This window comes from Dyella sp. 2HG41-7 (assembly GCF_021390675.1).
Taxonomy (GTDB): domain Bacteria; phylum Pseudomonadota; class Gammaproteobacteria; order Xanthomonadales; family Rhodanobacteraceae; genus Dyella_B.
Genome location: NZ_JAJEJV010000004.1, coordinates 3,704,838 through 3,717,290, shown reverse-complemented (window position 1 = coordinate 3,717,290; position 12,453 = coordinate 3,704,838). Strand labels below are relative to the sequence as shown.

Below are 12,453 nucleotides of genomic sequence, written 5' to 3'. Positions count from 1 at the left end.
GAAGATTGAACGTTGGGCTCATGCCGCCCGCCTGCGCTACGGAGTTGCGTGAGGCTGGTGCGCCGTCGTGGCGGACACCACGGCGACGGCACTGACTTCGATCATCACGTCTTTGCGAAACAAGCCCTTCACTTCTACCAAGCTCGCCGTGGGCAGCGGATCGCTCATGTATTGGTTGCGCACGTTTCGATACGCATCGACTTGCGACATATCGGTGACATAGGTGGTCATTTCGACCACATCGGAAAACGTCGCGCCGCCTGCAGCGAGCGCGGCTTTCAGGTTTTCGAAGGTTTGCCTCGTTTGCGCGGCGAAATCGCCGGCGCCGACCAGTTTGCCGTGTTGGTCGAGCGGCGCCTGGCCCGCGATATATACCGTGCGCCCGCCGTCGACGGTGATCACATGGGTATAGCCGTGCGGTGCGTCGAGCGTGGTGGGATTGATGTGTCGCACCGGCGGGGTCTGATCGCCTGCAAACGAGGGCGCGGCGAGCAGGGCGAGTGCGAGCGCGGGGAAGAGTTTCATCGGTAACTTTCCTTGGGACCACTCCAGGCGGGGATAGATAGCACGCTACGGGCGATTTTGCCTGGGGCGTTATTTTGTTACGGCATGAAACAACGCTCGTCGTCCCGGCGAAAGCCGGGACCCAGTGGCTTTGACGATCCATAAGTCGCTGGGTCCCGGCTTTCGCCGGGACGACGACGGTAAGGTGGGAAATGTTTCAGAAAAAACGCAAGCTGCCACCGTTTTGAGTTCTTAACGATGCCCCGCTTCCATCTGCACATGCCGCCACTCGATCAACTTGCGCACCTGCTCGATCAGGCTGTCGACATTGAACGGCTTGGACAGCAGCGACATGCCGTCGGGCAGGCTGGTGGTGGTGCTGGTGGCGGTGGCGTCGTAGCCGGTCATTAGCAGAATGGGCACGTACGGCTGGCGTCCGCGCACGGTGTCGGCGAGGCTGCGGCCGTTGATGCCGGGCAAGCCGATATCCGTGACGATCAAATCGAACGGCTCGCCGGCGATGGCGATGGAAACGCCTTCCAAACCATCGGAAGCCTGCGTGACGGCGTATCCCTGTTTGACCAGCACTTCGGTGATGACGGTGCGGATTACATCCTGATCTTCCACAAGCAGAATGTGTTCACCGGTGGTGGACGGCTGGCCCGCAATGGCTGACTTTTCCACGGCCGGCTGCGTGGGACCTTCGTAACGCGGCAGCAGCACGGTGATGCAGGTGCCTTCGCCGAGTTCGCTTTCGATTGCGCAATGACCGCCGGATTGGCGCGCAAAGCCATAGACCATCGACAGGCCCAAGCCTGTGCCTTGTCCCACCGACTTGGTGGTGTAGAACGGATCGAACGCGCGCTCCTTCACATGGGGCGGCATGCCGCTGCCGTTATCGCTCACGGTGATCCTGACGAAGGTTCGGTTGGGCTCGAGTACGCCGAGCGCGGCCGGATCGGTACCGTCGACGTTGGCCACGGCGATACGCAAACGCCCGCCGTGAGGCATCGCATCGCGTGCGTTGATCACCAGATTGAGGATCGCGTTCTCGAGTTGGTTTGTGTCGCAATGGGCGGTCCATGCATCGTCGGGCAGCGTCAAATCCAATGCGATGTTTTCGCCGATCGAATGTCGCAGCAATTCGCTCATGCCGGTGATTAGTCCGTTCACGGCGACCGCTTTGGGCGCAAGCGCTTGTCGACGCGCAAAGGCAAGCAAACGATGCGTAAGACCGGCGGCGCGTCGCACGCTGCTCAGCGCGTTCTGGATATGCTTGTCGGCCGAGTTGAAACCTTCCCGCTCGCCAATCATTTCCACCACTTCCAGCGAAGCGGAAATCGCCTGCAGAATATTGTTGAAGTCGTGCGCGATGCCGCCGGTGAGTTGTCCCAGCGCTTCCATCTTCTGCGACTGCCGCAGCTGCGTTTCCATCTGCATTCTTTCGGTAAGGTCGCGCATGAAGATATTCATCAGCGGACCGGATGCCAGCGTCAGCACGCTGGCGTTGAGCTCGGCGGCGAAGCGTTTGCCCGCGCGATTGACGGCGGTGACTTGATGGGTTTTACGCGTGGCGTGCTCTTGCCAAACGGCGCGCAACCAGCTGGATGTGGCCGAATCGTCCTGCGCAAGACAAAGATCCGCCAGCACCTTGCCCAGCACTTGGTCGCGCGTCCAACCGAACAGTTCGCACGCTTGTGGATTCCATTCGGTAATGCGGCCGGCTTCGTCGATCTGGGCAAACGCATCCAGCGCGGTATTTACAATGCCGCGAAAACGGCGCTCGCTTTCGAATAGCGCCAGTTCGGCGTGGCGGCGCGTGGTCGCGTCGCGCGTGACCTTGGCGAAGCCGACGAATTCGCCGTTGTCCCACACAGGATCGATCACCACGTTCGCCCAGAAGCGCGTGCCGTTTTTGCGAACGCGCCATCCTTCCGATTCGTAGCGACCTTCGCGCAGCGCCGTGCTCAGCGCATGTTGCGGAATGCTCGCCGCCCGATCTTCCGGCGTGTAAAAGCGGGAGAAATGATGGCCAATGATTTCGTCGGCGCGATAGCCTTTGATTTTTTCCGCGCCGCTGTTCCAGCTGATGATGTGGCCGGTCGTATCCAGCATGAAAATCGCGTAATCGGTAACGCTGCGCACCAGCAGCTCGAAATCGCGTTCGGATTGCGCGAGTTTATCCGCGCTGTCTTTGTTGTTTTTCGCGATCGACACGGTGACCGATGGGACCTCCGACAGTTCGGATAAATCCATCAATACATTGATGCTGCCGATCAGCCTGCCGTGGTCGTCGAACAGCGGCGTGGGGTAGGGCATAAACGACACGCGCGTACCGTCAAGTCGTTGCGCAACCAGGCTCACGCCGCGAACGGGATGGCGTTCGCGCAAAGCGATCGCCATGGGGCTTTGGTCGATCGGCATGGGCGAGCCGTCGGGCCGAATTAGACGCCACATCGAATGCCACGGTTCGCCCAGCTTCGGCGTGCTGCCGGCGAATTGCACGGCGGCGTCGTTGAAGAACGTAATGTTCCCGTCCGCATCGGTCGTATAGACCGCTGTGGGGAGTTTTTTCAGCAGCTGATCGCCGGACAACACGGTCTCGATGGCCGATGCCGGCACTGCTTCATTACGCACACTGCCCGCCCTTTCGAAGATCGCCCACCTGTAGGAGTACGACGATGCCGCCTGGGATGGTGAAGGGACCGTGAAGCGGCCTTTATGGGGCGGACGTGATGGTTGTCGCGCGCGGAGTGGAACAGGCCGCCCGTAAACTAATCAAGCATGCGCGAACGCGTCAGCGTCCAACCTCTCCAACGCGGCATGAACGGTGGCGACGATGCGTTGCCCCAGTTCGGCATAGGTGGCTGCGCGCGGATGACGTTCGCGCTTGCTGTGTCCGGCGAGCAGGTCCGTGCCGGCGAAACCGTTCGGGTCGATGCGATGCGCGTACACGCAGGCCCGAGGCGCATCCAGAAACATTTGCACTTCCACGCAGAAACGTTGCGACGGATCGGCCGCCTGCGTGGGTACGATAAACATCGCCAGTGCGCGATGGCCTTTGCGGCGCAGATGGCGCATGGTTTCTTCCAGTTCCACGATCAGCGCGTGTTCTTCCGGCAGTTCCAGGTCGCGCAGCAGCACGGCTTCGATCTCGGCAGCGGCTTTGCGCGCTTCCATCTCGATGCGTCCCAGAAAGCCCATGCGCAGTTCCTGCCGCGTGTAGCGCAGCGGCATGGTGGAGACTTGCGTCTCGTCTTTGCGCACGATCCACGAATGATTGATGCGCTCGAACGAGATGCCCGCGGCGTCGTAGCTCTGCTTGCAGTTTTCCGCGCTGATGCCGGCGTGCGCCGCCCAGGCAGCCTTGAGGTAAGCGAGATTGGGACGGGCGCTGATCATGCAGGTCTCCACAAGCGGCTGAGGGGCGCGGGTTCACATAGGGGTTATCGACCTGGGTGGCGGAAACTTCAGCGCTCGGGCTCAAGGCCTTGGGGGACCAGGTTTTGCCCGAGTTAGGGCTCAGCTGAAGGGCTCGGCCGATTTCTCGAACTCGGCCCGGTTTCCGGTCGCTAATGGGCCGGCCGGCAAGGCATGCTAGGCGAGGTCTGGCCGTGTGGCCGATAACGATGGGATGGAACGAATTACGATGAAAACCATAGGTCTAATTGGCGGGATGAGCTGGGAATCCACCGTTCCCTACTACCGCTTGATCAATGAAGCGGTCAAAGCGCGGCTCGGCGGTCTGCATTCGGCCAAGATCGTTCTTTACAGCGTCGACTTTCACGAGATCGAACAACTGCAACGCAGCGGGGAATGGGAAACAGCCGGGGAAGCGCTCGCCAAGGCAGCGCGTCGGCTGGAAATGGCGGGCGCGGATTTCTTGATGATTTGCGCCAACACGATGCATAAGGTCGCGCCTGCCATCGAATTGGAAGTGCATATTCCGCTGCTGCACGTAGTGGATGCGACCGCGGCGCAAATCCGTGCGGCGGGATTTAAAAAAGTGGGCTTGCTAGGGACGCGCTTTACGATGGAGCAGGCGTTTTATGGCGATCGCCTGAAAGAACAGGGTTTGGACGTGATCACGCCCGATCAGGCCGATCGCGACATCGTGCATCGTGTGATTTACGAAGAATTGTGCGTGGGCAAATTCGTGGAGCCGTCGCGGGCGGAGTATCGGCGCATCATGGCGGCGCTAGTCGACAAGGGCGCCGAAGCGATCATTCTTGGTTGCACGGAAATCGCTTTGTTGGTGACGCCCGAAGATTCAGCTGTGCCGCTGTTCGACACCACGCGCATCCATGCGCAGGCGGCGGTGGATTTCGCACTCGGCGATGATTAGTCGACAAGGCATGCGCCTCGCACGGTCGAGGCGCATGCGCTTCAGCAATAAATCTCTTGCTCAGCTTTTTTGCACAGCCGTGTGCTGCGAATACATCGCATGCCAATGTCCATCGACATACACAAAAATATCGGACGACTTCACGCCTTTCTGCGGACCCAGCGCCGGGTCGTAGAACGAAATAACGGCCGTGTTACCGTGGATCAGCACCGCGCTGCCATACGGATGTTCTTTCTCATACGCCGCCATTTTCTGCTGCGCCGTGGCGAGGTCGGTGCCTTTGCGCTTGGCGGCGCCAGTCACGATCTCGGCTTTCGAGTGTGCGACGCCGGTATTGCCCACGGAACGGTATTCGGGCAGCAGCATCTGATCGAGCCATGCCGTGTCGCCGGTCAGTTCGGCGATGCTCCAGTGTCTGTCCACGGCCATCACGGCCGCTTCGGTTTGCTGCGTTTCGTCGGCAGTGCCGGACATGGAATCCTGCGCGTAAACGTTCGACGTATGCGGTTCGAACACTACGAAAGCGAGCAGCGCAACGGCGACAAGTGCGCCAACCAGCGAGCGGCGGTTATTGGGGGTAGCCATAGACGTTCCTGTTGGGGCGAAAAGGTGAGCGAAGCATCCTAGGCAGGCGCGCAGACAGCACGCGCTTTGTGATGAAGGCCTTGGTAGTGGGGTGAGCGGTCTATTCCGGCGGGTAAGCGGCAACGCGTCTTTTTGCACTTCCCAAGCGGGCGGAGAGTTCGCACACTAACCGCGACACATGGCGCAACGATACGCGTGAAGGGCATGAGCGAGACCGATCGCACGCACAAGCTGAAAATCGTGGCACTGGCATTCGCGTTCTGGACGGTGCTGGCGTTGTCGTACGCCGCCAGTTCCGTGCTCGGCAGCATCAGCGAAGGTCGACCCGAAACTTGGTTCCGTCCGCTGTCGTGGAATCTGATCGATTTCTATTTGTGGATGGCGTTGACGCCGCTGGTGAGCTGGCTGGGCCAGGTGGGCGCGCAAAGCTGGCGTCGGTTCTGCGCCGTGCACATTCCATGCAGCGTGCTGCTCGCCGCCGCGCAAAGCGCGGTGATGCTTTGCCTTTTCTTCGCGTGGTGCGGTCCCAACCCCAAAGGCAACGTGTTGACGTTGACGGATCTGCTGCACAACGAGGGCGTCTACAAATTCCATCTCTCGCTGCTGACGTACTGGATCATGCTGGTGGTGCTGCGCGGCTTGGCGTCGTGGCGCTCGCTGCGCGATGAGCGGGTGCGCAATGCGCAGCTGGAAACGAGGCTGGCCCAATCGCAACTGCAAGTGTTGCGCATGCAGCTGCAGCCGCATTTCTTGTTCAATACGCTCAATGCGATTTCGGCGCTGACGATCGCCGATCCGGCGCAGGCGAAACTGATGATTGCGCGCCTCAGCGATTTTCTGCGCTTGACGCTGGAGGAGCGACACGCCCAACAAGTGCCGTTGTCGCGCGAAATGCAATTTCTCGAATCGTACCTGGGCATCCAAAAGGTGCGCTTTCAGGATCGACTGGTGACGCATGTCGACGTGGGCGACTCCGGCCATGCGATGGTGCCTAGCCTGATTTTGCAGCCGCTGGTGGAAAACGCGTTGCGCCACGGCTTGCTCGCCAAGACGGACGGCGGCGCCTTGCATATCGTTGCGCGTCGCATCGACGACGACCTTCATCTGTCCGTGGAAGACGATGGCCTCGGCTTGCCGCCTACGGGTCCGGTGGAAGGCGTGGGTTTGAGCAATACGCGCGAGCGCTTGCAGGCGATGTTCGGCGATAAAGCGCGCATGGATCTGTCGCGCCGCGCGAGTGGCGGCACACGCGTGGAGTTGCGCTTTCCCTTTGTGGCGGAGAGCAGCTCGTGACGATAGCGCGCCTACGCGCCTTGCTGGTCGACGACGAAATGCTTGCGCGCGTAGCGTTGCGTCAAGCGTTGGCCACGCATGCGGATGTCGACGTGGTGGGGGAGTGCGGCAACGTGCAGGAAGCGGCGCAGGCTATCGCCGCCTTGTCGCCGGATCTGTTGTTTCTGGATATCCAGATGCCCGGCGGCGACGGTTTCACCCTGCTGCGCGACCACGACGCCACCGACTTGCCCTTGGTCGTTTTCACGACGGCATTCGCCAATCACGCGCTGGAAGCGTTCGACGTCAACGCCATCGACTATGTGCTGAAGCCGATCGACCAAGCACGTTTCGATCAAGCGATGGATCGCGTCAAAAAACATTGGCACGGATTGCAGCGCGACCGTCGGCCGGCGTCGGCGGATGGCAACGGTCACTATATCAAGCGCATCAGCGTGCAGACCGACGAGCGCAGCGTGGTGATTCCGGTGGCGGATATCGACTGGGTACGCGCGGACGACAACTATGTGCGCATTCATGTGGGTAGTCATTCGTATCTGCATCGCGAAACGCTGCGCCATTTGTGCGAGACGCTGGACCCGAATCACTTTCTGCGCATTCACCGCAGCATCGTGGTCAATATGAATCGCATTCGCGAAGTGCACACACTGTTTCAAGGACATGCCGAAGTGGTGTTGCACGACGGCACGCGCCTGGATTTGAGCCGCCGATTCCGCAATGCGGCGCGGCTCGCGCTCGGCATTCGCTGACCGCTTGCCGCGATCCATCGACCGCTCGCCCCAAGGCGCGACCGATCGTCACAAATAACGTGCTCCATGTCCGACGTCGCCCGAAGGTAACGGCTGCGGCCGAATCACGCCCTCCAAGGCGCACGGTCTATCGAGGAGCGAACGACGGATGTTCGGCTATTACTTACTGCTGGCGCTGCACAGCTTTCGGCGCAGCCCGGGTTTGACGGCATTGATGGTGATCATCATGGGTGTCGGCGTGGCCGCGTCGATGACGACATATGCTGTGTTTCGCGCCGTATCCGGCAATCCGTTGCCGGACAAATCGGCGCAACTGTTCGTGCCGCAGATCGACAATCGGGGTCCGCAAAACGGCTCGACGCGCAACAACTTGCCCGATGCGCTGACGTATACCGACGCCATGGCCTTGATGCAGGCGCACGTTGCCACACGACAAACGGCCATCTATCCGATCGTCGGCACGGTGGTGCCGCAAGACGGATCGCATCGTCCGTTCGCGGCAAACGGTTATGCAGCGTATGCGGATTTCTTTCCGATGTTCGAGACGCCTTTCGAATACGGCAGCGCTTGGAACGATGGCGACGATCAGCGCCATGCCGGCGTGATCGTGATCAGCGACCAACTCAATCGCGCGCTGTTCGGCGGCGCGAACAGCGTCGGTCGCACGCTCGACGTGGACGGGCACGACTATCGCATCGTCGGCGTCGTCGATCATTGGAATCCGCAGCCGCGTTTCTACGACGTCAACAACGGATACAGCTTCGGCGACGCGCCGGATTACTACGTGCCGTTTACGCGCGCCATCGATTTGCAAATCGGCAGCAACGGCAACAATAACTGCGCCGGTTCGCTCAAAGCGCTATCGCCGGGCTGGAACGGCTGGCTGCAATCGGAATGCGTGTGGGTGTCGATGTGGCTGGAATTGCCCAATGCAGCGGCTGCGTTGCGTTACCAGCAATTTCTGGGTGGCTACGCCGCGGATCAGCAGCGGCACGGCCGGTTTCATTGGGCGAGCAACGTGCGCTTGTTCAATCTGATGGATTGGCTAGACCACGAAGGCGTGGCGCCGCCAGAAACCACGGTATCGCTGTTGGTGGCGGGCGGTTTTCTGCTGGTGTGCCTGGTCAATACCGTGGGATTGCTGCTGGCGAAAATCATGCGGCGCGCGGGCGAGATCGGCGTGCGCCGCGCCTTGGGCGCATCGCGTGGCGAAATCTATCGGCAGTTTGTCGCCGAGGCGACCGTGATCGGTATATCGGGTGGATTGCTGGGCTTGCTGTTGACGGCCTTGGGCATGCGCGGCACGGATCTTTTGTTCGAGCCGGACATCGCCAAGCTGGCGCATCTCACTGTCGGCCTGATTGGCGTGACCGTGTCGTTGGCGGTGGTGGCGACGGTGATTGCGGGCTTGTATCCCGCGTGGCGGGCGGCGCACGTGCAGCCGTCGTGGCAGCTGAAATCGCAGTGAGGCGAGCGTGATGCAAATAAGGCCCATTTTGTCCGCGCTGTGGCATCACAAAGCCGGCACCGCGTTGATCGTGCTGCAGATCGCGCTGACGCTGGCGATCGTGTGCAATGCGCTATTTATCATCCATCAACGCGTGGTGCGTCTGTCGCGACCCAGCGGCGTCGACGAAGCGAATGTGCTGGTGATCCAGAATCAATGGATCGGCCAACAGGCGCCGGCGCAGCTGCAGGCGCTGATGGCGTCCGATCTGCAAACCTTGCGTCGCCTGCCCGGCGTCGGCGATGTCTACGCCACCAATGCCTATCCGCTCGGCAACGGCGGTTGGTCCAAAGGCGTGCGCTATACGATGGATCAGAAAAGCGCGACGTCGCCGACAGGCATTTATTTTGCCGACGAGCACACGCTGGCGACGCTCGGCCTGAAACTCGTCGCCGGGCGCAATTTTCGTGCGGACGAGATCGGCGACATGGGCGCACGCGATGTGTTGACGCCGCGCACGATCATCGTCACCCGGGCGTTGGCGGACAAATTGTTTCCGGGCGGCAACGCGGTCGGGCAGCAAATATGCGTCGGCAGTGCGCCGCCCAGCATCATCATCGGCGTTGTGGAGCGTATGCAAACCTGGATCGGCAGTTTTTCCGAAGCCTGGGTCGAACGCTCCACGCTTGTGCCATTTCGCCTGCTCGCAAGCACGACGACCTACATGGTGCACGTGCAGCCCGGTGCGATGGCAAGCGTCGTGCAGGCGGCGTCGCAGGCGCTTATCGCGGCGAATCCGCAGCGCGTGATCGGTCCGAAAGATGTGATGACGTACGGCCAGATTCGCACCATCGCTTATCGAAGCGATCGCGGTATTGCGATCTTGATGGGCGTGATTTGCGCGGTGCTGTTGGCGACGACGGCTGCGGGCATCGTCGGCCTGACCAGTTTCTGGGTGAGCCAGCGGCGCAAGCATATCGGCGTGCGCCGGGCGTTGGGCGCGACGAAGGGCGACATTCTCAGCTACTTTTGCACCGAAAACCTGTTGATCAGCACGGGCGGCGTGATGCTCGGCGCCGTGCTGACGGTGTTGCTCAATGTGTTGCTGATCGATCGCTTCGAAATGCAGAGGTTGTCGATTGCGTATCTGGTCGTCGGCGTCGTCGCGGTGGTGTTGCTCGGTCAGTCCGCTGTTTTCGTGCCGGCCTGGCGCGCATCCAACGTGTCGCCGGTGGAAGCGTCGCGAACGGTGTAGCTGGTGCTGGTCATTTGTAACGCATCGGCGACACGCGTCGCGGCCTGATAGGCATCGCCGACCGGTTGATCGGTGTAGCGTTGCGCGCCGTGGTTCCAGGCGTCGCCCATCGCAAACCAGTCGATGGTCTTGGGTGGCGCGCCGGAACGCAGCGATTCGTCGAGCGACTGAAAGTAGGTTTGCCAGCGCAGGCGATAGTAGTCGCGCGTGAGGCCCGCCCAATCCTTGTTGCCGTAGTCGTGCAGGCTCGCGCCTTCGCTCGCTTTGCGATCGCCCCACGTGGTGAGCAGGGAGCGCACGTCGTAATTCAGGCGTACTAGTTCATTGGGCGTCGATGCCCACGGTTGCACCTGGTTCAACCAGTTGCCGACAAGAAAGTAGCGGTTGGTCGCCAGCACCTGATCTTGCAGGTCCATAAATTGCAACCAGCGCTGCGTCAGCGTGTGCAAGCGCGATTCGTTTTTGGCGTCGTACGCGGCCTTGATCTGTGGCAACAGCATGCGGCTTTCGTTGGCCAGTGTTTGGCGCGCGATATCCACCAGATCGTATTGATAGGTTTCGCTCACGCGCAGTTCCGGCGCGACCTGCAACATAGCGGGCAGGGCTTGCTTGAACACATCGCCGCTGTAGCGCAACGCCTCAGGCGACCAATTCGACGCGCGATTGACGGTCAGGCTGGGCTGCGCGTCGAACAAGGATTCCTGCGCGGCGTCGCGCTCGCTGTTGAACGGCACATCGGTGATGTGCAGATCGTATGCGGTATGCAACAACACATTCCACGCCGCCAGCGCATGCGGATCGGCAGCTCCATAGCGGCGTTGCACATAATCCGCTGTCCATGCGGCGATATCGATAGGCTCGCTGCGCCACGCCATTTCGGTGAACAGATCGAAGGCGAACGGATTGGTGTTCATGCCTTCGGTAAACAGCGCCGTGCCGATCATATTGCCGTTGGTGCGACCCAGGCGTTGCAGTCGCTCGGTGATGTTCTGCGTGTTGGCGCCCAGCGTGGTGCGTCCGCCGAATTCCCAAATGCCGCCGAACAGGAATGGCGCGTTCTGAAAATCTTTCTGGCGGTCGTCGCGCGGCACGTGGTCGTGATCGATATCGATAATCAGAAGATGATTGCGATCCACGCCCGAAAGCAGATCCTGCCGAGGATTGCCTTGCCAGGCCAGCATCATCCATCGCGCGCCGGGATGCGCGGCGAGCAGCGCGTTTTGCACATCGCGCGCCGCTTCCGGTACGGGCACGTCGCCGGAGTCGCCGCCTTCCTGGAATACTTCCATGTCGTAGATAGTGCTATCGCCGTACAACTCGCGTTGATGGCGATAAAACGCGGCGGCCAGTTTTGCGAACATCGGATCGCGCGGATCGAGCCAGCCGGGACGCGTGAATCCGGCCCATTCGCCTTGCGGCACCACATGCGATTTCGGGAATCGTGTTTGGAAATCCGCCGGCACCACGCCGTAGAAACCGGGCAGAACGGGTGTGATGCCGAGCTCCCGAAGGCGCGCGATGATCCTCTGCGCAGATGTGACGCGCTTTTGCATCAGCACGCTGCTGATCGGCCCGTCGAAGCAGCACAAATTGCCCATCAACTGCCAGTTCTGATGTGCGGGTTGCGTGATCCAGTTGCGGATGTCGCCATCGGCATAGCCGAAATCGCGGAAGGTTTGGTAAAGCACGAAATCGGTGCCGCGTTCGATCATCATCGCGTTGACGCCCGACAGCGCCAGTACGTCGATTTCGCGCTCCCAGCGCGCCCAATCCCAATACGGCGAGGTGTAGCCGTCGACGTTTTCGTTCAACGCGTAGCGATAGGTGTACGGCGTTTCCTTTTCGATCACCGCGGTGGGCAAGGGGAAGGCGGCAGCGCCGACGCGATCGCCATTGGGCGAGATCTGCACGTGCGCGACATATTTCAAATACCAGTTCACGCCAAACAGCAATGCGCTCGGCGTGCTGCCTTCCACCTTGATGCGGCCGTTGTCGCTCGAAATGCGAAAACGTTCGTGACCGTTGGGCGAGATCATCGTGCCGAGTTCGAACTGCGACGCCTGGTGCGGCAGCAAGCGCGTCAGCACGGCTTGTTCGGGTTGTGTGTTGAAGGCGGTGGCCGGCGCTGCTTGCGCGTGGATGCCCGCGCTAGCAAACGTCAGGACGACAGCGGCACACCAAAACCGGAAGAAACGTTTACGCATGGCGGAAGGCACGATGAGCGGTACGGGGGCGTTCGGGCGTGCTTCCTGCTTGGAGCTCCAGCAAATCTAAG

10 protein-coding genes are annotated in these 12,453 nt (G+C 60.9%); 5 read left to right on the top strand and 5 right to left on the bottom strand.

Annotated features, from left to right (window positions below):
- Window positions 1–36 precede the first annotated feature (36 nt).
- From L0U79_RS18350 to L0U79_RS18340, 3 genes are all read right to left on the bottom strand, one after another.
- Window positions 37–525 carry a RidA family protein gene (locus L0U79_RS18350; protein ID WP_233843664.1) on the bottom strand — a complete coding sequence of 163 codons (489 nt, stop codon included), beginning with the start codon at window positions 523–525 and terminating at the stop codon, window positions 37–39.
- Window positions 526–756: 231 nt separating this feature from the next.
- On the bottom strand, window positions 757–3,141 hold the full coding sequence (locus tag L0U79_RS18345; RefSeq protein WP_233843663.1) for a PAS domain S-box protein: 2,385 nt from the start codon (window positions 3,139–3,141) through the stop codon (window positions 757–759).
- Window positions 3,142–3,282: 141 nt separating this feature from the next.
- The gene (locus L0U79_RS18340; protein ID WP_233843662.1) at window positions 3,283–3,906 is read right to left on the bottom strand and encodes a hypothetical protein; all 624 of its coding nucleotides are present in this window, start codon (window positions 3,904–3,906) and stop codon (window positions 3,283–3,285) included.
- Between the two features lie 247 nt (window positions 3,907–4,153).
- Between L0U79_RS18340 and L0U79_RS18335 the strand changes: the two genes are divergently transcribed.
- The gene (locus L0U79_RS18335) at window positions 4,154–4,849 is read left to right on the top strand and encodes an aspartate/glutamate racemase family protein (RefSeq protein WP_233843661.1); all 696 of its coding nucleotides are present in this window, start codon (window positions 4,154–4,156) and stop codon (window positions 4,847–4,849) included.
- Between the two features lie 60 nt (window positions 4,850–4,909).
- Here L0U79_RS18335 and L0U79_RS18330 read toward each other — a convergent pair whose 3' ends face one another.
- A complete protein-coding gene (locus tag L0U79_RS18330; protein WP_233843660.1) occupies window positions 4,910–5,434 on the bottom strand; it encodes a nuclear transport factor 2 family protein in 525 nt (174 codons plus the stop codon).
- Window positions 5,435–5,638: 204 nt separating this feature from the next.
- Between L0U79_RS18330 and L0U79_RS18325 the strand changes: the two genes are divergently transcribed.
- The 4 genes from L0U79_RS18325 (at window position 5,639) to L0U79_RS18310 (ending at window position 10,178) form a co-directional block, all read left to right on the top strand.
- A complete protein-coding gene (locus L0U79_RS18325; protein WP_233843659.1) occupies window positions 5,639–6,727 on the top strand; it encodes a histidine kinase in 1,089 nt (362 codons plus the stop codon).
- Window positions 6,724–7,476, top strand: coding sequence for a LytTR family DNA-binding domain-containing protein (locus L0U79_RS18320; protein ID WP_233843658.1), 753 nt, complete (start codon window positions 6,724–6,726; stop codon window positions 7,474–7,476). Before L0U79_RS18325 ends, L0U79_RS18320 begins: the two co-directional genes overlap by 4 nt.
- 148 nt (window positions 7,477–7,624) lie before the next feature.
- The gene (locus tag L0U79_RS18315; protein ID WP_233843657.1) at window positions 7,625–8,944 is read left to right on the top strand and encodes an ABC transporter permease; all 1,320 of its coding nucleotides are present in this window, start codon (window positions 7,625–7,627) and stop codon (window positions 8,942–8,944) included.
- Window positions 8,945–8,954: 10 nt separating this feature from the next.
- Complete coding sequence (locus L0U79_RS18310; protein WP_233843656.1) at window positions 8,955–10,178, top strand: FtsX-like permease family protein; 1,224 nt, start codon at window positions 8,955–8,957, stop codon at window positions 10,176–10,178.
- Here L0U79_RS18310 and L0U79_RS18305 read toward each other — a convergent pair.
- A complete protein-coding gene (locus tag L0U79_RS18305; protein ID WP_233843655.1) occupies window positions 10,106–12,382 on the bottom strand; it encodes an alpha-N-acetylglucosaminidase in 2,277 nt (758 codons plus the stop codon). The genes L0U79_RS18310 and L0U79_RS18305 overlap by 73 nt on opposite strands.
- Window positions 12,383–12,453: the final 71 nt, after the last annotated feature.

Bases quoted from the DNA above. Each gene is read 5' to 3' on its own strand.
- L0U79_RS18350 (WP_233843664.1), bottom strand. From the start codon at position 525: ATGAAACTCTTCCCCGCGCTCGCACTCGCCCTGCTCGCCGCGCCCTCG.
- L0U79_RS18340 (WP_233843662.1), bottom strand. From the start codon at position 3,906: ATGATCAGCGCCCGTCCCAATCTCGCTTACCTCAAGGCTGCCTGGGCG.
- L0U79_RS18335 (WP_233843661.1), top strand. From the start codon at position 4,154: ATGAAAACCATAGGTCTAATTGGCGGGATGAGCTGGGAATCCACCGTT.
- L0U79_RS18330 (WP_233843660.1), bottom strand. From the start codon at position 5,434: ATGGCTACCCCCAATAACCGCCGCTCGCTGGTTGGCGCACTTGTCGCC.
- L0U79_RS18325 (WP_233843659.1), top strand. From the start codon at position 5,639: ATGAGCGAGACCGATCGCACGCACAAGCTGAAAATCGTGGCACTGGCA.
- L0U79_RS18315 (WP_233843657.1), top strand. From the start codon at position 7,625: ATGTTCGGCTATTACTTACTGCTGGCGCTGCACAGCTTTCGGCGCAGC.
- L0U79_RS18310 (WP_233843656.1), top strand. From the start codon at position 8,955: ATGCAAATAAGGCCCATTTTGTCCGCGCTGTGGCATCACAAAGCCGGC.
- L0U79_RS18305 (WP_233843655.1), bottom strand. From the start codon at position 12,382: ATGCGTAAACGTTTCTTCCGGTTTTGGTGTGCCGCTGTCGTCCTGACG.